Consider the following 19,618-nt stretch of genomic DNA (forward strand, 5'->3'; position numbering starts at 1 on the left):
CGTCGCCGCCTAGCAGGCAGATCGCCCGAATGCTATTCGCGGTCCTTGCGCGCAGGGTTTTGCCCGGATCCGCTCATCGCCATGGCGACGCCGCTTTCCATGAACTGCTGGAACATCTTGAGGCCGAACTGGCCAACGGGTGCGATCTGCTTCGTAAGCTCGTTCAACTGGTCGAAGTTGCCAGCGCCTTGCATCGCCCTGGTCAACGCATCGACATAGACGTCGTTCGCCTTAGTTACATCCGGGAGGCCAAGAAAGCGGCGGGCTTCCTCGGGCGAGCATTCCAGCTCGACATTCACCTTCATGCGCGGCCTCCTGTTCAAATGCCGATGTCAGAACTGACATATGGGCGTGGCAAAGTCCAATGCCAGTCCCTACACAGGCTATAATCTGCTGAGGAGTTCCCATGGCTACCAATTCCCAAATTCCAACGTTCGCGCATGATGGCATGATACCGGCCTACGTGGTGAAGCCGGAGGGCACACCGCGCGGGGCCATCATCGTGCAGCAGGAAATTTTCGGCGTCGATGCCGGCATTCGCCAGAAGGCCGAAGGCTGGGCGGCGAAGGGCTATCTGGCGGTGGCGCCCGACACGTTCTGGCGGCAGCAGCCCGGGATCGAACTGAGCCCGTATGACGAGGGGGAGTTCAAGCAGGCGCTGGACTTTGCCGGCAAGCATGACTTTGACCTTGGCATTCAGGATATCGAAGCGGTGATCCGTTGGATCCGCCAGGACCAGGGCGTCGGGAAAGTCGGCCTGGTGGGCTTTTGCATGGGCGGGCGCGTGGCTTACATGGCGGCCGCGCGCACCGACATCAACGCGTCCGTTGGCTACTACGGCGTGATGATCGACCAGATGCTGGGCGAGAAGCATGCCATTGCCAATCCGCTGATGCTGCACATCCCCACCGCCGATCATTTCGTTGATGAAGCTGCGCAGAAGGCCATCCACGAAGGATTGGACGATCATCCCAAGGTAACCTTGCACGATTACGAAGGGCTGGATCACGGCTTTGCCGCCGAGATCGGCACGCGCCGGGATCCCGCCGGGGCCGCACTGGCGGATGGGCGCACCGAAGCCTTCTTCGCAGAACATCTGGGCTGACGGGCGATGGCGAATGCGTATCGCATGATCGTGCGGCGGCACGGAGGCCCTGACGTGATCGAGCGTGAGGATTTCGTAGTGTCGCAGCCCGGCCCTGGCGAAGTTCTCATCGAAACCGAAGCGGTGGGGCTGAACTTCATCGATACGTATTATCGCAAAGGGCTGTATCCCGACGCGCTGCCGATCGTGCTGGGCTCTGAGAGCGTGGGCCGGATCGTTGCGGTCGGCGACGGTGTCGACGGACTGGCACCGGGCGATCGCGTCGGCACGGTGCAAAATGGCGGGGCTTATGCAACCCACCGGCTCATCCCTGCCGCCAAGGCCATGCGCATTCCGGACAGCATTGCGCCAGAAACCGCCGCTGCGGTGATGCTGAAGGGGCTGACGGCCTGCTATCTGGCGCAGGATACGTTTCCCGCGAAGGCGGGCGATGTGGCGCTGGTGCATTCCGCCGCGGGCGGGGTCGGCTCGCTGCTGGTGCCGTGGCTGATGGACCAGGGCGTGACTGTGATCGGGCATGTCGGCTCCGCAGAAAAGGCAGGGCACGTTCAGGCCACGCATGTCCTGTGTTGCGCCTTCGACGCCCTGCCCGATCAGGTGCGGCACATGACCGGCGGCGCGTTGTGCGACGTCGTCTACGACGGCGTGGGTGCGGCCACGTGGGCGGCTTCGCTGGCGTGCCTGCGTAAACGTGGGTTGATGGTCAGCTACGGCAACGCCTCCGGTGCGGTGCCGCCGGTGGCACTGCTTGACCTGATGCGCGCGGGGTCGATCTATGTGACGCGCCCGACGCTGGCGGATTATATCGCCACCCCGGAGGCTCTGGCCACCAGCGCGAAGGCGCTGTTCGATCGCATCGCCTCGGCCGTTCTGAAGCCCCGCATCGGCCAGAGCTTCGCGCTGGCCGATGCGGCCAAGGCGCATGCCGCGCTGGAGAGCCGATCGACCACGGGGTCTACCGTCCTCATTCCCTGAGCGGCAACGATAGCGAAGGTTGCGCCGGGTCCCGCGCTGGCAGGACCCGGCGTATCGGCAGGTACGCCCAGCGCCCCTGCCCTTACTGGTTCATCGTGGCGAAGAAATCTTCGTTGGTCTTGGAATCCTTGATCTTGTCGAGCAGGAATTCCATCGCGTCCACCGTGCCCATCTGCATAAGAATGCGGCGAAGGACCCACATCTTCGACAGCTGATCGCGCGGCACGAGCAGTTCTTCCTTGCGGGTGCCGGACTTGCCAACATCGAGCGCGGGGAAGATGCGCTTGTCAGCGACCTTGCGGTCCAGCACGATTTCCGAATTGCCGGTGCCCTTGAATTCTTCGAAGATAACTTCGTCCATCCGGCTGCCGGTGTCGATCAGCGCCGTGGCGATGATGGAGAGCGAGCCGCCCTCCTCGATGTTGCGCGCGGCGCCGAAAAAGCGCTTTGGGCGTTGCAAGGCGTTGGCATCGACACCGCCGGTCAGCACTTTGCCCGAGCTGGGTACGACTGTGTTGTAGGCGCGGCCAAGGCGGGTGATCGAATCCAGAAGGATCACGACATCGCGCTTGTGCTCGACCAGGCGCTTGGCCTTTTCGATAACCATTTCAGCCACTTGCACGTGGCGCTGGGCGGGTTCGTCGAAGGTGGAGGAAATGACCTCGCCCTTCACCGAGCGCTGCATGTCGGTGACTTCTTCGGGGCGTTCATCGACCAGCAGGACGAGCAGGAACACTTCGGGATGATTGTCAGTAATGGCCTTGGCCATGTTCTGCAGCAGCACGGTTTTGCCGGTCCGCGGCGGTGCGACGATCAATGCGCGCTGGCCCTTGCCCTGCGGCGAAATGAGATCGATCACGCGGGCCGACTTGTCCTTTACCGTGGGGTCGAGGCAGTCCAGCTTCAGGCGGCGATCGGGATAGAGCGGCGTCAGGTTGTCGAAGTTGACGCGGTGGCGCACGGCGTCGGGATCGTCGAAGTTCACCGTCACCAGCTTGGTGATCGCAAAGTAGCGTTCACCATCGCGCGGCGCGCGGATTTCGCCTTCCACCGTGTCGCCGGTGCGCAGGCCCCATTTGCGGACCTGGTTGGGCGAGACATAGATGTCGTCCGGTCCGGCGAGGTAATTCGCCTCAGGGCTGCGCAGGAAGCCGAAGCCGTCGGTCAGCACTTCGATGGTGCCCTGCCCGACAATTTCCTCACCGTCTTCAGCCACTTCCTTGAGGATAGCGAACATGAGATCCTGGCGGCGCAACGTGGATGCGCCTTCGACGCCCAGTTCTTCGGCCATTTCGACCAGTTCGGCCGACGATTTCTTCTTGAGTTCTTTAAGATGCATGGAGCGTAATTTTCCGGATAGATTTGGAGTGTCGGCCGGCGGGATCGAAGGGCTTGGGGAAAGCAGATCCAGGCAAGAGAACAGGCTCACGCCATGTGCCGGAACGCCTCCCAGATAATAGCGGGGCGTTCAGCGGTCAATTATAAACGACGCTCGGGCTGCCGCGCGGCTTCGAAAGCGGGCGACGCGTGTGGGCTTACTTGGTCTTTTCGTAGGTTTCGCGCCATGCGTCGAAGCGCCTGGCGAGCGGGTCCAGCTGCACATGGCATCGCGCTTTGTCCGCTTCGTATGCCCGCCGGTCATACGCGGGATCGTGGATCGCGCTGTCCAGCGCGGCGGCGACATCGAGCGTGGGTGAGCGCGCTTCGAGACGACCGAAGTAATACAGTGCGCCGCCTTCCACCTTGCGCCGCAGATCGCCGTCCAATTTGCTTGCCGCCACGGTCAGGTAGGCAAGGCAACGTATGTCGTTCCGGTCTGCAGGCGGGAGTGCGGCAAGCGACACGGCAGCGGCAGCAAGAACGATCACAGGCACGCTCCTTAGAAGGGTTTGACGACCACCAGGATGACGATCACCACGGCCGCCAGGCCCGGCACTTCGTTCAGCAGGCGCAAGGCCTTGCCGGAATACGGCCGCTGCCCGCGTGCCAGCTTCTTGCCGTAGCCGACCAGCCAGCCGTGGTAGCCGGACAGGCCCAGCACGAACAGCAGCTTGGCATGCAGCCAGCCCTGCCCCCACCACCCCATCGCAGTGGCGGCCAGGATGCCAAACACCCAGACCATGACCAGCGAAGGCGTGAGGATGATCTTGCGCAGCTTGGCTTCGCGATCCACCCAACGCGCTTCTTCCGGAGAGCCGGGATCGGCCTCCTGATGATACACATAAAAGCGCGGCATCATGAACAGGCCGGCCATCCAAAAGATGACGAAGATGACGTGCCCGGCCTTGATCCACGGGTAGATGCTTTGAAGCAGTTCCATCCGCTGCTCCTTAGCGCGTAGCCACGGGAGGCGTCAGCCTTTTCTTGCGGCGTGAACGAAAGTGCGCGCCGGTGCTGGAGTACTTACTCGGCGGCCAGGGCCCTGTCGTGGTTGCGATCGGTCAGCGGCAGGCGCGCGACCGTTGGCGGCGTGTGGGTGGCGTTGGGGCTGAGGCGCCCATTCAGGCGCGCGCCCTGCTCGATCGTCAGCGCGTCGTAGGCAACGTCGCCCTCGATCCGCGCGGTCTTGAGGATCACCACATCGCGCGCGGCGACCGAGCCCCGCACCAGACCGGCGATCCGTACCGATTCGGCGCGTACCGCCCCGGTGATCTCGCTGCCTTCTCCCTGCACCAGCGCCGTGCAGGCGATATCGCCATGCACACAGCCATCCACCTGGATATCGGTATCGGTCTCGATGTTGCCGGTAACGCACATCTTCGCATCCAGTGTGGAGGCGGTGGGGGCAGCGGCAACGCCGCGAGAGATGGTGTATGCTCTGGCCATCAGCGGGTGTCCTTATCGATGTTGCGTGCCGCTTCCAGGAACGGGCGGGGGTTTACCGGGCGATCGTTCACCCGAACTTCGAAATGGAGGTGCGAGCCGGTGGAGCGGCCGGTGCTGCCCATCGCGGCGATCAGCGCGCCGCCCTCCACCTTTTCGCCGACATGTGCGTGGAAGCCCGACAAGTGGCCATAGCGCGTCATCAGGCCGTTGCCGTGGGTGATCTCCACACAATTGCCGTAGCCGTTACGCTGGCCCACGAACGTGACGGTGCCTTTTGCGGCGGCATAGATCGGCGAGCCCTTCGGCCCCGGAAAATCGAGGCCGGGATGAAAGGCCGCGCCGCCGGTAAACGGATCGGCGCGGTAGCCATAGCTGGAGGATACGTAGGCCACATGCGCCGGGCTGACTTGCGGGATCGCGGCCAGCCCGCTTTCGAGGGCGCCCATCCGCGCCAGGCTCTTGCCCATCGCGGCGAAGCGCGGATCGATGCTGCCGTCCGCCCCGGTCTGCAGCTTGACGAGCGGGCCGCCCTCCCCGCCCTGCGTGCGGGTCATCGCCGCGGGATCGAGGCCGAGCCGGCGAATGGCATCCGAAGCGCTGCGTGCGCGCACGTCGGCATAGCGGGTCAACCGCGCCACCAGTGCGAGCTGCTCGGCCTTGATGCGTTGCAGTCCGGCGGCATCGGGCGCGGCTGCGCTGATCTGAGGGGCTGCGCTTGCATTCGTTGATGAGCCGTCATCGCCGATGTGTGCATCCACCATCTGTTCGATGAAGGCCTGACGGCGGGCCAGGTCGGCGGTCAGAGCGGCGATGTTGCGCTTTTCGTTTGCGACCAGCCCTGCGGTGCGGGCCACGCGGGCTTCGCGTGCGGCCAGCTCGGCCTGGGTGGTGTGGGACACCGCCATTGCGCCGATCGTAACGCAGCACGCGCCGATCAGGCCCAGTGCAGCGGCGGCGACGGTCTTCTGGGTCCGTGACGAGACGCGCACGAAGCGAACCTGCCCCTGCGATCGCATGACGAATTCGCGATCGGGAAATGCATTCCTGAAGCGCATAGACAGCGCTCCGGCTGATACCGAAAACAAAACAACCCCACGTTTAAAAATGATATTTCAATCCCGGACGCGCCGCTACCAGCGCGCGGTCGGCAAAGCGAATCGGCCCGGCGTGAAAGGCTGCGGAATCAAGGTGGGCAGCAAGATCGGCGCGACGGACGGAGGATTCCGGCATCTGTAACTGTCATCAATCGGCTGCGAATCGGTCATATTTGGCGGGCCGTCGCGCGGATCGGTGACAATGCGCCCCTGTGCTGCTAGGGCGCGGGCATGACTTTGCAGACCACTCTTGCGCCCGACGTTGCGGCGGTTTCGCCCGAAGATCTGGTCCGTCAGCTTGCCGCAGACGGCCGCGCCGCGCAACGCATCCTGGCCCGGTTGGACGATAGCCAGAAAGCCGCAGCGCTGCATGCCGCCGCTGCCGCACTGCGGGCGGCGCAGGACGAGATCCTTGCCGCCAATGCGCAAGACGTCGCCGCCGGAGAGGCGAAAGGGCTGACGGCTGCATTGCTGGATCGACTGCGTCTCGATGCCGGGCGTCTGGCGGGCATCGCCGACGCGGTGGATCAGGTTGCCAGCCTGCCCGATCCGGTCGGCGCGGTGATCTCTCAGGACGAGCGCCCCAACGGGCTCAGGCTGTCCCGCGTGCGCGTGCCGATCGGGCTGATCGGCATCATCTATGAAAGCCGCCCCAACGTCACCGCCGATGCTGCGGCCTTGTGCTTGCGCTCGGGCAACGCGGTCCTGCTGCGCGGCGGTACCGAGGCGCTGCATTCCAACCGCGCGATCCGCGCCGCGTTTGCCGCTGGCTTGGAAAGCGTCGGTGTGCCCGCCGCTGCGGTGCAGCTGGTGCCCACGCAGGACCGGGCCGTGGTCGGCGCGATGCTGACCGCTGCCGGGCTGATCGACATGATCGTGCCGCGCGGGGGAAAAAGCCTGGTCGCGCGGGTGCAGGCCGATGCACGGGTGCCGGTCCTCGCGCATCTGGACGGCATCTGCCACACGTATGTGCATCACACCGCCGCGCCGGACATGGCGCGCGCGCTGACGCTGAACGCCAAGATGCGCCGCACCGGCATCTGCGGCGCGATGGAAACGCTGCTGCTCGACACCCAGTTTCCCGAAAGCGGGTCGGTGGTCGCGGGCCTGCTCGATGCGGGATGCGAAGTGCGCGGCGATGCCCGCGCGCGCGCGCTGGACCCGCGCATCCTGCCCGCCAGCGACGAGGACTGGGACACCGAATATCTCGACGCGGTCCTGGCCGTGGCCGTGGTGGACGGGCTGGACCAGGCGATCGAACACATCGCCGCCCACTCCTCCAACCACACCGATGCGATCGTGACGCAGGACGATGCGGCGGCGGAGCGGTTCCTGACCGAAGTGGACAGCGCCATCGTCATGGTCAACGCCTCCAGCCAGTTCGCCGATGGCGGCGAGTTCGGGCTGGGCGCGGAGATCGGCATCGCCACCGGCCGCCTGCATGCGCGCGGCCCGGTCGCGCTCGAAGGGCTCACCACCTACAAGTGGCAGGTGCGCGGATCCGGACAGGCGCGGCCCTGACGCGGCGTTCACAGACGGTGCGCAATGGCCCGGTGACCGGGCTGCTGGGTGGCAGCTTCAATCCCGCCCACGGCGGCCACCGGCGAATCACTCTGTTCGCGATTCGGGCGCTGGCCCTTGACGAGGCGTGGTGGCTGGTATCGCCCGGTAACCCGCTCAAGCCGGCGGCTGGGATGGCGCCTCTGGCGGTCCGGCTGGGTTCGGCTCGCGCTCAGGCCCGGCGCGCGCGGATCAAGGTGACGGCGATCGAGCGCGAACTGGGCACGCGCTACACCGTGGATACGCTGCGCAAGCTGCTGGCGCGCTACCCCAAGCGGCGGTTCGTATGGCTGATGGGAGCGGACAATCTCGCCCAGCTGCATCGCTGGAAAGACTGGCGGAAACTGGCGATGCTCATGCCGATTGCGGTGATCGCCCGTCCGGGGTATGACAGGGGCGCCCTCGCGAGCCCCGCGATGGCCTGGCTGGGGACGTTCCGGAGACCCTTGACCAGCCTTCGCGGTCCGGAAAGGTGGAGCGCACCCGCGCTGGTGATATTGCGATTCGACCCCGATACGCGGTCGGCAACGGCCATACGCCGCGCCGATCCTGACTGGGCACGAAGGTTCGGAAACGCCCCTTCGCGAGACGCAGTTACACATCACCCCATCCCCGGAACGGCGGAATGATGGACCTTGCGGTCCTTCGTGCACGCACCCGGCTTACACGGCATACGATCGCACGCGGCAGGGTGGTTCCCATCCTGCCTGGACGATTTTGAAAGGAGCAGAACCCAACCAAGATGCCACAGGCACAGATACAGCCGGGCGCAACCGGCGCCGCGCTTCCCCCCACCGTCCAGAGCGATGACCCGCTGCTTGCGCTGATCCTGCAGTCGCTGGACGACGATCAGGTGCAGGAACTGGTGACCATCGATCTCGACGGAAAATCCAGCATCGCCGATTTCATGGTGATCGGTTCGGGCCGGTCGACCCGTCAGGTCGCGGCCATGGCGCAGAAGCTGGGCGAACGCCTGAAGCAAGGCGGCTTCGGGAACCCGCGCATCGAAGGTCTGCCCGCAGCCGACTGGGTGCTGGTGGATGCCGGCAGCGTGGTCGTCCACCTGTTCCGCCCCGAAGTGCGCACATTCTACAACCTGGAGCGGATGTGGGGCTTTGACGGGCCATCGGGCGCGTCCTGAGCGCGCTTGATAGTTGTTGACGCGAACGGCCGGGCGGCCCTGGGGCTATAGTCATGCTGTTGCACGTCATCGCCCGTGGCAAGATCGCCCGCACGCCGGAAGGCGATCTGCTGGATCGCTATGCCAGGCGGATCGCATGGCCGTTCCGGCACAGCGAACTGCCTGACGTGGGCGGGCGGGTGCCGCCCCCTTCGCAAACCCCTGCCCGCGACATTCTGCTGGACGAGCGCGGCAAGATCATGAGCTCCGAGGACTTCGCCGCGCTGCTTGGCCGCTGGCGCGACGAAGGGGTGCGCGAATGCCGCTTCCTGATCGGAGCGGCGGACGGGCACGGCGACGAGGCGAGAGCGCGCGCCGATCATCTGCTCTGCTTTGGTCGGATGACCTGGCCGCACCTGATGGCGCGAGCGATGCTGGCCGAGCAGCTCTGGCGTGCCACCGCGATCCTTGCGGGGCATCCCTATCACCGCTCCGGCTGAAGCGGGATTTCGCCTCGCATTTGCGCGAGTCTGGCCCTAACCCACGGATCGTGATGCGCCGCCCCCGCCTTGCCGTACTGACGCTTGCCGCTGTTGCAGCCGGCGTGTTTGCGACGCAGGCGTTCACGCAGGGCAGCGGCCTTGCGGTGATTGACCCCGGCGTTGACGCCGCGCAGGCGCGCCGAGACCTCATCACCGCCCAGCGCGAAGGCGCAGCAGCGGACGCCCGCGCGCGAACGCTGGAGTCGCGGGCCCGGCAGGTCACCGCGCAGGCCGACCTTACCGCGCGTGAAGCCGCCGCAGTTGCTGCCCGCATTCAGGAGGCGGACGCGCAGATTGCCGCCCAGCGCGCGCAGATCCGCCTGATCGCATCGCAGCGCAACGCCTTGCGCGCGCAGCTGGCGCAAAAGCAGGGCCCGCTTGCGCGGCTGACCGGAGCGCTGCAACGGCTGACGCGCCGGCCCCCCGTGCTTGCGTTGCTGCGGCCCGGCTCGGTGCGCGACGCGGTGTATCTGCGGGCGCTGCTCGATACGATGATGCCGCAGGTGCAACAGCGCACCGCCGCGCTGCGCGGCGCGATCGAACGCGGGCACGTGCTCGAACTGCAGGCCGCCGCGGCAGAAGCGGGGCTGGCCAAGGCGCAGGCGCAGATGCGCATCAGCCGCAGCCAGCTGGCCGTCCTCGAATCGCGGCAGCGGCTCGCCGGGCGCGCGGCCAGCGGCATTGCTGCGCGCGAAGGCGACCATGCGCTGGCGCTGGCTGAAAAGGCGCGTGATCTGACGGGCCTCGTCGACGAATTGGGCCGGCAAGGCCGCCTGCGTGCGCAACTGGCCGCTCTGCCCGGGCCGGAAATGCGCCCCGCCCGTCCCGAAGAGGCCCGCGTGATCGGTGCCGGCCAGTTCACCCCGCTGCCTGAAGGCCTACCCGGCTACATGCTGCCGGTCACCGGGCGGCTGGTCACCGGATTTGGCGAGGACGCGCCCGGGCAAGCCCGCTCCAACGGGCTGGTGCTGGCGCCGCGCCCGCTGGCGCAGGCGGTTGCGCCAGCACCGGGGCGCGTCGCGTTCGCCGGGCCCTATCGCGGTTATCAAAGCATCGTCATCATCGAGCATCCGGGCGGCTGGACGTCGCTGGTCACGGGTCTGGCGCGGTTGGATGTTCATGTGGGGGACGACGTGCTGGCCGGCTCGCCGATCGGCGCAGCCGGGCCGGCCCGCTCGCAGATCATGGTGGAGTTGCGCAAGGACGGCAACCCGGTCAACCCGCTGCAATATCTGCGCGCACTCTAGGACTACCGGTATTCGGCGAAGCGCGGGTTTTGCTGACCGCGTTCCGCTGGCGTTCACGGCGATGGGGCGATAGGATGCCACCATACCCCGCAGGTTTTGCGGCACTCACGATCAAAGGCCCTCGCCCTAGAATGAAGATCCTCCCGTTTCTTCGCGCCACCTTGCTGGTATCCGCCGTTGCGGTGCTGCCTATCGCCACGTCCGGCCTGGCTGCGGTGGACACGCGCACCAGCCACGAATTCGACAAGCTGTTCACCATCTACCAGATCGTGAAAGACAACTACGTCGACCCGGTGGACGACGACAAGCTGCTCAAGGGCGCGATCGACGGCATGCTGGCCAGCTTGGACCCGCATTCCAATTATCTGGACGGCCCCTCGCTGCAGCGGCTCGAAACGATGATCGACGGCAAGTACACCGGCCTTGGCCTCTCGGTCGTGGAGGACGATGGCGCGGTGAAGATCGTCTCCCCGTTCAAGGGCAGCCCGGCGGAAAAGGCGGGTCTGAAGGCGGGGGATTACATCACGCATATCGACGGCGTGCTGTATTACGAGCGTGATCTGGACGAGGCGGTGTCCAAGATGCGCGGCGAATCCGGCACGTCCATCCGCCTGACCATCTATCGCCCCGGGCGCGATGCGCCGTTCGACGTGACGGTGACGCGCGGCATCATCCAGCTGGAACCGGTGACGTGGGAGCTAAAGGACAACGTGGGCGTGATCTCGGTAAACGAGTTCTCGCGCGATGTCGGCAACGATGTGAACAAGGGCCTGATGGACCTCAAGAAGCAGATGGCCGTCAAGGGCGGGAAGCTGGCGGGTCTTGTGCTGGATCTGCGGTCCAACCCCGGCGGCTCGCTGGACGAGGCGGTGGCCTTGTCGGACTTGTTCCTCGATCACGGCGACATCGTGTCGCAGCGCGGCCGCAACGCTAGCGAAAACCAGTTCTACCGCGCCGAAACCGTGTTCAAGGGCGATGCCGCCAAGGGCCTGCCGGTGATCGTGCTGGTCGATGCCGGGTCTGCCTCGGCATCCGAGATCGTGGCCGGCGCGCTGCAGGACCAGCACCGCGCGGTGATCATGGGCGAGCGCACGTTCGGCAAGGGCTCGGTGCAGTCCTTCCTGCCGCTCGATTCGAAAAGCGCGATCAAGCTGACCACGGCGCGCTATTACACACCGTCCGGCCATTCGGTGCAGGAGGGCGGCATCAATCCGGACATCAAAGTGCCGCAGCTGTCCGATCCGGATGCCCGCAAGCGCGCCGAAAATGCCGTGCGCGAATCCGATTTGCGCGGCCACCTGATCAACGAGGCCGATCTCAAGGACAAGGACCTGGAGACGGACAAGATGACCGATCCGCGCTTCAAGGTGACCGCCGCCGAACTGGAAAAGCAGGGTATCAAGGATTTCCAGCTCAGCTACGCGATCGACACGCTGAAGCGGACGGCGGGCAAGCCGGCGCTGGCCGCGGCGACCAAGTAACCGGAGGGGCAAGGGCATCGTATGACCGTTTCCGTAACCCCGCCGGTTCGTGCCGCCCGTGTGCTGGCGCTGGCTTTGCCGGTGGGCCTGCTTGGCGGCGCGCTGGTGAGCCAGTATGTCTTCGGGCTGCAACCGTGTGAAATGTGCTGGTGGCAGCGGTATCCGCACATGCTGGCGATCGTGCTGGCGGGACTGGCCTTTTTCTGGCGACCAGTGGCACCGCTGGTTGCGGTGGCAGCGCTGGCGATCCTGACATCCGGGCTGATCGGCGGCTTTCATGCCGGGGTCGAATACGGATGGTGGCAGGGCTTCACTGCCTGCACCGCCAGCCCGATGGCGGCGGGCGGCGATCCTCTGGCCGCGATCATGAACGCGCCGATCATCCGCTGCGACGTGGCGCCGTGGAGCCTGTTCGGGATCTCTCTGGCCGGGTGGAACTTTCTGTTCTCAACCGCGGGCGCCCTAACCGTTTTCGGGCTGCTGGCCGCAAGGCGGAGTTTTGTGCGATGACCGAAGCCGACAAGCGCAGCGAACGCATGTTGCGGGTGGATCAGGCGGGGGAGTACGGCGCGACCCGGATTTACGCCGGCCAGCTTGCGGTAATGGGCACGCGCGGCTCCCACGCTACGGAAATCGCGGCGATGGCTGTGCAGGAAGCCGGGCACCGCGCCCGCTTCGACGCGATGATCGCGCGGCGCGGCGTGCGGCCCACCCTGCTGCAGCCGGTATGGTCGATTGCGGGCTATGCGCTGGGGGCGGCCACGGCGCTGATCGGACCGGAAGCGGCGATGGCCTGCACCGCTGCGATCGAAACTGAGATCGAACGCCATTACACACAGCAGCTGGATGAACTGGGCGCCGACGATCCCGAACTGGGCGACACCATCCGCGAGTTTCGCGATGACGAGCGCGAACATCGCGATGCGGCGCTGGCGGCGGGGGCGGAAAAGGCGCCCGCCTATCCCTTCCTCTTCCAGGCGATCCGCATGGGGTGCCGCGCGGCCATAAAACTCTCGGAACGGATCTGAGGATATGCGGTTGTTGGTTGCAGGTACCGCCAACACCGGCTCGCGCCTGTACCATCGCGGCGCCCGCCGTATGACCGATTGGAGCCTTTGACATGATCCGCCTTATGACCGCCGCCGCGTTCGCTGCAGTCTCCTTCGCCGCCGTGCCGGCCCATGCGCAGGACGAGAGCGGTGAAAAGGTCAACCAACTGATCGTCTACGGCAAGGATCCCTGCCCGCAATCCACCGGCAACGAGATTACGGTGTGCGCGCGCAAGCCGGAAGAGGAACGCTATCGGATCCCGGAGCCTTTGCGCGGGCTGGACCAGCCGCAGTCGGAAGCCTGGGCCAACAAGGTGCAGGCGTATGAAACCGTGGGCCGGTTCGGCAACTTGAGCTGCTCGCCGGTAGGTCCCGGCGGATCAACGGGCTGCGTCCAGCAGATGATCGACAAGGCCTATGCCGAGCGGGCGAACGGCACCGACGTCAAGTTTGCCGAGCTGATCCAGGCGGAGCGCGAAAAGCGTCTGTCAACCATTGATGCCACTGCGGCAGAAGAGCAGGCGCGGGTAGAAGAGGCGGAGAAGGCCTACTTCGAGCAGCAGAAGCGCCAGCAGGCGGAGCAAGACACCAAGGATGCCAGTGCCGCGTCCACCACCCCCCTGCCCACGCCCAAGTGAAGGCATGCTTCCTGTCCTGAAACCCTAATGTGCTTGTGTTGATCCGCGCTTCAAGCGCACTGCACACAACAATCGCATGAGGGGTTCGACGTAGTGATGACCGGTTCGATCGACGTCTTCCATGCCGTGGCCGGCTTGCTGGTCGGGGTGCTGGTGGGGCTGACCGGCGTAGGCGGTGGATCGCTGATGACGCCGCTGCTGGTGCTGCTGTTCGGCGTCAGCGCCAAGACGGCCGTGGGCACGGACCTGCTGTTCGCCGCGATCACCAAGATTGCCGGGTCGGTGGTGCATGGTTCACGCGAAACGGTGGAATGGAAGATCGTGCGGCGTATGGCGATGGGCAGCGTCCCGGCCGCGCTGTTGACACTGGCGGCGCTGGGCTGGATCGGTGAGGTCGGCAAATCGACCGAACATGTGATCCTGGTGTCGCTCGCCACCCTGCTGGCCCTGACGTCGATCGCGGTGTTCGCTCGCAAATGGCTGTTCGGCAAGGCGCAGCAATGGGAGGCGGCGCGCCCGCCGAGCTTGGTGCTGGGCAGTACGGTGCTGCTGGGCGCGCTGATCGGGGTTGCCGTGTCCATCTCGTCTGTCGGTGCGGGCGCGATCGGGGTAACCGTTCTGCTGGTGCTGTACCCCCGCCTGCCGGTGGCGCGCATCGTCGGATCGGACATCGCCCACGCCGTGCCGCTCGCCCTGATCGCGGGCACCGGGCACTGGATCATGGGCGATGTGAACGGCGTATTGCTCACCAACCTGCTGATCGGCTCGATCCCCGGCGTGATCCTGGGCAGCTATCTATCGTCGCACGCGCCTGACCGGGTGCTGCAGCCGCTGCTGGCAACGGTACTGGCGATCTCGTCGTGGCAACTGTTCGTGAAGGCGAACATGCCGGAAAAGGCCAAAGTCGTTGCCGTCGGGCAACACCACACACGGCCCTGAGCGGGGGGCAGAATACCTCTGCCCCGCCGCCTACCAGTCTCAGGCCAACGCGATGTCCGGCGCGTCTTCCTGCTTCATACCCACGACGTGATAGCCGCAATCGACATGGTGAGTCTCGCCGGTAACGCCGGACGCCAGGTCTGACAGGAAATATAGCGCTGATCCGCCCACATCCTCGATCGTGACGTTGCGGCGCAGCGGTGCGTTCAGCTCGTTCCATTTGAGAATGTAGCGGAAATCGCCGATGCCGCTGGCGGCCAGCGTCTTGATCGGGCCGGCGGAGATCGCGTTCACGCGGATGCCCTGCGGCCCCAGATCGTTGGCGAGATACTTGACCGAGGCTTCCAGCGCCGCCTTGGCCACGCCCATCACGTTGTAATGTGGCACAACCTTTTCGGCGCCGTAATATGTCAGCGTCAGGATCGAGCCGCCGTTGGGCATCATCGCCATCGCCCGCTTGGTGACTGCCACCAGCGAATAGGCGGAGATGTTCATTGTCATCAGGAAGTTGTCGAGGCTGGTATCGACGTACTTGCCGCGCAGCTCGTTCTTGTCGGAAAAGCCGATCGCGTGGACCACGAAATCGATGGTATCCCACCTTTCGGCGACTTTGGCGAACGCGGCATCCACGGCGTTCATGTCCGACACGTCGCATTCAAACACGAAGTCCGATCCCAGGCTTTCCGCCAGCGGGCGCACGCGCTTGGCCAAAGCCTCGCCCTGGTAGGAGAAGGCAAGCTCCGCTCCGTGTTCGCGCAGCTTCCTGGCTATGCCCCAGGCCAGCGACTTGTCATTGGCCAGGCCCATAATCAGGCCCCTCTTACCGTGCATCAGACCGGTCATTCGTTTCTTCCTGTATCATCTTCATCGTCAGGCCCCGCAGACCCCGACGATACCCTGCCCGCAGCCCCGGACGGATTATCCGCCTCTGGAGCCAGCGTCAGCGCGGCGTTGAGTTCCGCGCCTATGACCATCCCTAGTCCCACAAGCCAGAAAAAGAAAAGCGCGATCATTACCCCGGCGAGGCTTCCGTACGTCAGATCGTAGGTGAAGAAAGTCTGCAACACCTTGGGCAGCAGATACGCCACCAGCAGCCACCAGGCGGTGACCAGCGCCGCGCCAGGCCATTTGGGGCAGGGGGTGGGGCATTCCGACGGCGTGAGCAGATAGAACAGCAGATAGATCGATCCGAACAGCGCCAGTGCGCTCACCAGCCCTGAAATGGCCACTTGTTCTGACAGGGTGTCCAGTTCGGGAAACAGCGCCGTCAGGATCGATTCCATCGACGAGATCAGCACTTGCGAAGATAGCGAGATTAGCAGCAGCAGCACCGAGCCGAAGATCAGGCCGCTGGAAATCAAGCGCGATCGCCAGAAGCGGGGGCGCTTTTTCACATCATAGGCGCGGTGCAGGATGTCGCGGATGGTTTCGACCAGGCTGCCGGCGGTCCACACCCCGAAAAAGCCGCCTACCCACAGCAGCCAGCCATGCCGGGCAGCCGCGACATCGTGGGCGACCGGGCGCAGCACTTCGGCCACGCGGTGGGGCAGGGCCTGCAGCACGGCATCGATGGAAGCGCCCATCTGCGCCTGTTCACCCAAGGCCGCGAAGATGGCGGACAGCGCGATGAAGAACGGAAACAGCGCCAGCAGCGTCATATACGCCAGGTTACCGGCATGGATGAAGCCATCCTGCCAGGTGCCCGCGATCACCCGCATCACCACCCGGAACACCCGGGTTCCAGGTCCGGCCTTGCGCTTTATCCGGCGGCGCAGACCCCCGTGCTTGTGCGATTCCTCTGGCGCATCTTCTCCACCCGCAACCTGCGGTCCGGCGACCGGGACCGACAGCTCAGACGCCAAGTTTGCCGCGCACGTCGCGCCCGTCGTGCCAGCCTTCCAGGCGCTGGAGAAGGTCCGCGTCATTTTCGGGCAGGACGATCTGCAAGGTGATGAACTGGTCGCCCCGGCTGCCATCCTTGCGGGTCATGCCGCGTCCCTTCAGGCGCAGCACTTTGCCGGAGCTGGATCCGGGGGGGACAGAGAGCATCACCGCCCCGGCGCTGGTCGGCGCCTTGACCTTGGTGCCGGCCAGCGCCTCGTCCAGGGTGATCGGCAGGTCCAGCCGCAAGTCGTCGCCATCACGGCGGAAGAAGGCGTGGGGCTGGATCTGGATCGTCACGGTGGCATCGCCCGGGCCTCCCGGACCCTGCTCGCCCTTGCCGGCCAGACGCATCTGGGTACCGTCCTCGACGCCGGCGGGCAACTTGAGGTCGATCGTCTTGCCATCGGACAAGGTGATGCGCTGGGTTTTGAGTTCGGCCGCGTCGGTCAACGGAACGGCCAGCCGGTAGTTCACGCTGGCTCCGCGCGGCGCGGCGCGGGCGCGGCCACCCATGCCGCCACCGCCCATGCCGCCACGGCCACCGCCGAAGATGCCGCCGAAAATGTCTTCGATGTCGATCCCGTCATCCTGGCCAAAGCCGCCGGAAAAGCCGCGCTGGCCCCCCGGCCCGCCACCGAACCCACCGCCGCCGAAGCCGCCCCCGAAAGGGTTGGCCGGATTGCCCTCCGCGTCGATCTCGCCACGGTCGAACTGGGCGCGCTTGGCCTTGTCCGAAAGTAGGTCGTAGGCGCGCGTCACGTCGTTGAAGCGCGCGGCGGCTGCGGGGTTGTCCTTGTTGGTGTCGGGATGGAGTTCCTTCGCCAGTTTGCGATATGCGGACTTGATGTCCTTTTCGCTTGCGCCGCGCGGAACGCCCAGTGTGGTGTAAGGATCTGCTGCCATGATGGCTCTAGCTAGGTTGCGCAGCCAGTTTGGACAAGCGTTCCTGTGGCTTGCGGATGCGCGGCGCGTTCCGTAATTGCATGGGGCATTGCCGAAACGCGGCGCAACCGGTGTGCGCTGCGTGAGTTGCGGCACCGTAAACCTTACCGTGAGTGCCCGCGATGACCGCTGCTGATACCCCCACGTCCGCCCTCGACGCCGATCAGGTGCGCGAGGTGATACCCCACGGTGATCCCTTGGCGCTGTTCGCACAGTGGTATGCGGACGCGCGCGCCAGCGAGCCTAACGACGCCAACGCCATGGCGCTGGCCACCGCCACGCCGGATGGTTTTCCCTCGGTCCGCATGGTGCTGTTGAAAGACTACGGCCCCGAAGGCTTCGTGTTCTACACCAACGGCCACAGCCGCAAGGGGCGGGAGATCGCGGCCAATCCCAACGTGGCGCTGCTGTTCCACTGGAAAAGCCTGCGCCGCCAGATCCGCATCGAAGGCGCGTTGTCGCCGGTCAGCGCGGCGGAGGCGGACGCGTATTTCCATTCGCGTGCCCGCGATTCGCAGCTGGGCGCGGTCGCGTCCGACCAATCCGCGCCGCTCGATTCGCGCGGCGTGTTCCTCGATCGCTACGAAGCTGAGCGCGCCCGCTTCGCTGACCAGGAGGTCGTGCGCCCGCCGCACTGGGGCGGGTGGCGAGTGCGCGCCCAGGCGATGGAATTCTGGCACGACCGACCGTATCGGCTGCACGAACGCCGCCTGTTCCAGCACAGTGCGGATGGGTGGGCGAGCACGCTGCTGTATCCATGAGCGAAAGCGGACGCCTCAATCGCAGCGCCGCGATCGCCAGCATCTCAGCGGCCACGCTGCTGCTGGGGGTGAAAGGCTATGCGGCGTGGGCCACCGGCTCCACCGCGATGCTCGGCAGCCTGGCTGATACCGTGCTGGATCTTGTGGCCAGCGTGGCCACGCTGGTGGGCGTGTGGATCGCCGCCTCTCCGCCTGATGACAAGCACCGCTTCGGCCACGGCAAGGCGGAGGCGATCGCTGCGCTGTTCCAGATCGTACTAATCTCCATTTCGGCGCTGGGCATCGCGGCGCGCGCGGTGGAGCAGTTCTTCGCCGGTGGCCGGGTGGCTGCGGCAGGGGAGGGGATTGGCGTTTCGATCGTGGCCATCGTGGTCACTTTCGCGCTGCTTGCCTGGCAGCGGCACGTGATCCGCCGCACCGGTAGCCTGGCGATCACCACCGACAACGTCCATTATCAGTCGGACCTGCTGCTCAACCTGGCGGTGATCGCCGCGCTGGCGCTGGACCAGTACGCCGGGCTGACCGGCGCCGACCCGGTGTTCGGTCTCGCCATCGCCGGCTGGCTGGGGTGGAGCGCATGGGGCGCATCGAAGGATGTGCTGGACCAGTTGATGGATCACGAATGGCCGGTCGAAAAGAAGCAGCGCTTTCTGGCGGTGCTGGCCCGCCATCCGGACATCACCAACGTCCACGATCTGCGCACTCGCACTTCGGGGATGCGCGATTTCGTGCAGTTCCACGTGTGGGTGGACCCGGACATGACGGTGCGCGAAGCGCACCGGGTGATGGACGAAATCGAACTGCGCCTGCAGGCGGAATTTCCCGACGTGGAAATCCTCATCCATCCCGACCCCGCCGGGCATGTGGGTGAGGCAGGAAGCGCCGGGCAGGACCTGCTTCCCGCCGCGACCTGAACCTGGCCCGCCTAGCGCGTGCTGCGCAGTGCGGCCACGCACGCCGCGCGGTCTACATCGCGGCCATCCGACGATCGGCGGCTTTCCACATACGTGGCGCGGGGCTCCTTCGATGTCGCGCTGGGATACAGGTAGATATCCAGGACGCAGGCGGTGCCGGTGAACTGCAGCTTGCGGGCATCGCCTTCCCACACGTCGAGCCGTGGTTGACCTAACAGGCCCACCAGCTGGCCGCGATCCGCGCCGATCACGTTTTCCAGGCCGGGGACCATCTGCACTTGCGCGTCGCGCTGCGGAGTGCGGGCGGGCTGACGCACCACCGGCACGCCCTTGATCCGCCGTTGCGGGGCAGGGCTGCCGGTCACGCCGCCTGTGCTGGCGCAGGCGCTGAGGGTTACGGCAAGGGCAACGGCGGCGATCATGCCGCGCCAGGCGGGACGCAATCGGGCGGGCGGTGTCGGCAGGATGGTGGTCATGGTCGCCGCGCGGCATCGCCTGCGCACCGCTTCGTGTCAACGCCCCGGTGCTTGCCGAGCGGCGG

At 65.7% G+C, this 19,618-nt stretch carries 24 protein-coding genes; 14 read left to right on the forward strand and 10 right to left on the reverse strand.

What is annotated here, in order from left to right; all coding sequences use genetic code 11:
- Positions 1–32 precede the first annotated feature (32 nt).
- Entirely contained in the window at positions 33–305 is a 273-nt protein-coding gene (locus ASE49_RS00580) for a DUF6489 family protein (RefSeq protein WP_200921933.1), read from the reverse strand.
- Between the two features lie 101 nt (positions 306–406).
- Between ASE49_RS00580 and ASE49_RS00585 the strand changes: the two genes are divergently transcribed.
- Positions 407–1,105, forward strand: a complete 699-nt coding sequence (locus ASE49_RS00585; RefSeq protein WP_056767428.1) for a dienelactone hydrolase family protein — start codon at positions 407–409, stop codon at positions 1,103–1,105.
- Between the two features lie 6 nt (positions 1,106–1,111).
- Entirely contained in the window at positions 1,112–2,080 is a 969-nt protein-coding gene (locus ASE49_RS00590) for a quinone oxidoreductase family protein (protein ID WP_056767431.1), read from the forward strand.
- An 82-nt stretch (positions 2,081–2,162) separates the two neighbouring features.
- Here the strand turns inward: ASE49_RS00590 and rho are convergent, their stop codons facing one another.
- The 5 genes from rho to ASE49_RS00615 all read right to left on the reverse strand — a co-directional run bounded on the left by rho (position 2,163) and on the right by ASE49_RS00615 (position 5,961).
- The gene (rho, locus tag ASE49_RS00595; RefSeq protein WP_056767434.1) at positions 2,163–3,419 is read right to left on the reverse strand and encodes a transcription termination factor Rho; all 1,257 of its coding nucleotides are present in this window, start codon (positions 3,417–3,419) and stop codon (positions 2,163–2,165) included.
- A gap of 196 nt (positions 3,420–3,615) precedes the next feature.
- On the reverse strand, positions 3,616–3,948 hold the full coding sequence (locus ASE49_RS00600) for a hypothetical protein (protein WP_056768614.1): 333 nt from the start codon (positions 3,946–3,948) through the stop codon (positions 3,616–3,618).
- Between the two features lie 11 nt (positions 3,949–3,959).
- Positions 3,960–4,400 (reverse strand): CopD family protein, encoded by a 441-nt coding sequence (locus tag ASE49_RS00605; protein WP_056767438.1) that lies wholly within the window; start codon positions 4,398–4,400, stop codon positions 3,960–3,962.
- An 83-nt stretch (positions 4,401–4,483) separates the two neighbouring features.
- The gene (locus tag ASE49_RS00610) at positions 4,484–4,906 is read right to left on the reverse strand and encodes a bactofilin family protein (protein WP_056767443.1); all 423 of its coding nucleotides are present in this window, start codon (positions 4,904–4,906) and stop codon (positions 4,484–4,486) included.
- The gene (locus tag ASE49_RS00615; RefSeq protein ID WP_056767446.1) at positions 4,906–5,961 is read right to left on the reverse strand and encodes a M23 family metallopeptidase; all 1,056 of its coding nucleotides are present in this window, start codon (positions 5,959–5,961) and stop codon (positions 4,906–4,908) included. Before ASE49_RS00615 ends, ASE49_RS00610 begins: the two co-directional genes overlap by 1 nt.
- 270 nt (positions 5,962–6,231) lie before the next feature.
- Here ASE49_RS00615 and ASE49_RS00620 point away from each other — a divergent pair, with 270 nt between their 5' ends.
- The 10 genes from ASE49_RS00620 (at position 6,232) to ASE49_RS00665 (ending at position 14,576) form a co-directional block, all read left to right on the forward strand.
- Positions 6,232–7,521, forward strand: coding sequence for a glutamate-5-semialdehyde dehydrogenase (locus tag ASE49_RS00620; RefSeq protein WP_056767449.1), 1,290 nt, complete (start codon positions 6,232–6,234; stop codon positions 7,519–7,521).
- Positions 7,485–8,189 (forward strand): nicotinate-nucleotide adenylyltransferase, encoded by a 705-nt coding sequence (locus ASE49_RS00625; RefSeq protein WP_056767453.1) that lies wholly within the window; start codon positions 7,485–7,487, stop codon positions 8,187–8,189. Before ASE49_RS00620 ends, ASE49_RS00625 begins: the two co-directional genes overlap by 37 nt.
- A 113-nt stretch (positions 8,190–8,302) precedes the next feature.
- Positions 8,303–8,701 carry a ribosome silencing factor gene (gene rsfS / locus ASE49_RS00630; RefSeq protein ID WP_056767457.1) on the forward strand — a complete coding sequence of 133 codons (399 nt, stop codon included), beginning with the start codon at positions 8,303–8,305 and terminating at the stop codon, positions 8,699–8,701.
- Between the two features lie 53 nt (positions 8,702–8,754).
- Complete coding sequence (locus ASE49_RS00635) at positions 8,755–9,180, forward strand: 23S rRNA (pseudouridine(1915)-N(3))-methyltransferase RlmH (protein WP_056767460.1); 426 nt, start codon at positions 8,755–8,757, stop codon at positions 9,178–9,180.
- A 53-nt stretch (positions 9,181–9,233) separates the two neighbouring features.
- Positions 9,234–10,469 (forward strand): murein hydrolase activator EnvC family protein, encoded by a 1,236-nt coding sequence (locus tag ASE49_RS00640; protein WP_056767462.1) that lies wholly within the window; start codon positions 9,234–9,236, stop codon positions 10,467–10,469.
- A 131-nt stretch (positions 10,470–10,600) separates the two neighbouring features.
- Complete coding sequence (locus tag ASE49_RS00645) at positions 10,601–11,950, forward strand: S41 family peptidase (protein ID WP_056767465.1); 1,350 nt, start codon at positions 10,601–10,603, stop codon at positions 11,948–11,950.
- A 21-nt stretch (positions 11,951–11,971) separates the two neighbouring features.
- Entirely contained in the window at positions 11,972–12,460 is a 489-nt protein-coding gene (locus ASE49_RS00650; RefSeq protein WP_056767467.1) for a disulfide bond formation protein B, read from the forward strand.
- Positions 12,457–12,978, forward strand: coding sequence for a demethoxyubiquinone hydroxylase family protein (locus ASE49_RS00655; protein ID WP_056767470.1), 522 nt, complete (start codon positions 12,457–12,459; stop codon positions 12,976–12,978). Before ASE49_RS00650 ends, ASE49_RS00655 begins: the two co-directional genes overlap by 4 nt.
- Positions 12,979–13,070: 92 nt before the next feature.
- Positions 13,071–13,637: a hypothetical protein gene (locus ASE49_RS00660; protein ID WP_056767471.1), complete on the forward strand. Its 567-nt coding sequence runs from the start codon at positions 13,071–13,073 to the stop codon at positions 13,635–13,637.
- A gap of 96 nt (positions 13,638–13,733) precedes the next feature.
- On the forward strand, positions 13,734–14,576 hold the full coding sequence (locus tag ASE49_RS00665; RefSeq protein ID WP_056767474.1) for a sulfite exporter TauE/SafE family protein: 843 nt from the start codon (positions 13,734–13,736) through the stop codon (positions 14,574–14,576).
- A gap of 39 nt (positions 14,577–14,615) precedes the next feature.
- Here the strand turns inward: ASE49_RS00665 and fabI are convergent, their stop codons facing one another.
- The 3 genes from fabI to ASE49_RS00680 all read right to left on the reverse strand — a co-directional run bounded on the left by fabI (position 14,616) and on the right by ASE49_RS00680 (position 17,363).
- Positions 14,616–15,419, reverse strand: a complete 804-nt coding sequence (gene fabI / locus ASE49_RS00670; protein WP_056767477.1) for an enoyl-ACP reductase FabI — start codon at positions 15,417–15,419, stop codon at positions 14,616–14,618.
- Positions 15,416–16,309 carry a YihY/virulence factor BrkB family protein gene (locus ASE49_RS00675; RefSeq protein WP_235522772.1) on the reverse strand — a complete coding sequence of 298 codons (894 nt, stop codon included), beginning with the start codon at positions 16,307–16,309 and terminating at the stop codon, positions 15,416–15,418. Before ASE49_RS00675 ends, fabI begins: the two co-directional genes overlap by 4 nt.
- Positions 16,310–16,427: 118 nt before the next feature.
- Positions 16,428–17,363 (reverse strand): DnaJ C-terminal domain-containing protein, encoded by a 936-nt coding sequence (locus tag ASE49_RS00680; RefSeq protein WP_056767480.1) that lies wholly within the window; start codon positions 17,361–17,363, stop codon positions 16,428–16,430.
- Positions 17,364–17,524: 161 nt separating this feature from the next.
- Between ASE49_RS00680 and pdxH the strand changes: the two genes are divergently transcribed.
- Both pdxH and ASE49_RS00690 read left to right on the forward strand, forming a co-directional pair.
- A complete protein-coding gene (pdxH, locus tag ASE49_RS00685) occupies positions 17,525–18,163 on the forward strand; it encodes a pyridoxamine 5'-phosphate oxidase (RefSeq protein ID WP_056767483.1) in 639 nt (212 codons plus the stop codon).
- Positions 18,160–19,077, forward strand: coding sequence for a cation diffusion facilitator family transporter (locus ASE49_RS00690; protein WP_056767486.1), 918 nt, complete (start codon positions 18,160–18,162; stop codon positions 19,075–19,077). The genes pdxH and ASE49_RS00690 overlap by 4 nt, the downstream gene beginning before the upstream one ends.
- Positions 19,078–19,088: 11 nt before the next feature.
- Here ASE49_RS00690 and ASE49_RS00695 read toward each other — a convergent pair whose 3' ends face one another.
- Complete coding sequence (locus ASE49_RS00695) at positions 19,089–19,553, reverse strand: hypothetical protein (protein ID WP_056767489.1); 465 nt, start codon at positions 19,551–19,553, stop codon at positions 19,089–19,091.
- Positions 19,554–19,618: the final 65 nt, after the last annotated feature.

The sequence above is a fragment of the Novosphingobium sp. Leaf2 genome (assembly GCF_001421325.1).
Classification (GTDB): Bacteria; Pseudomonadota; Alphaproteobacteria; order Sphingomonadales; family Sphingomonadaceae; genus Novosphingobium.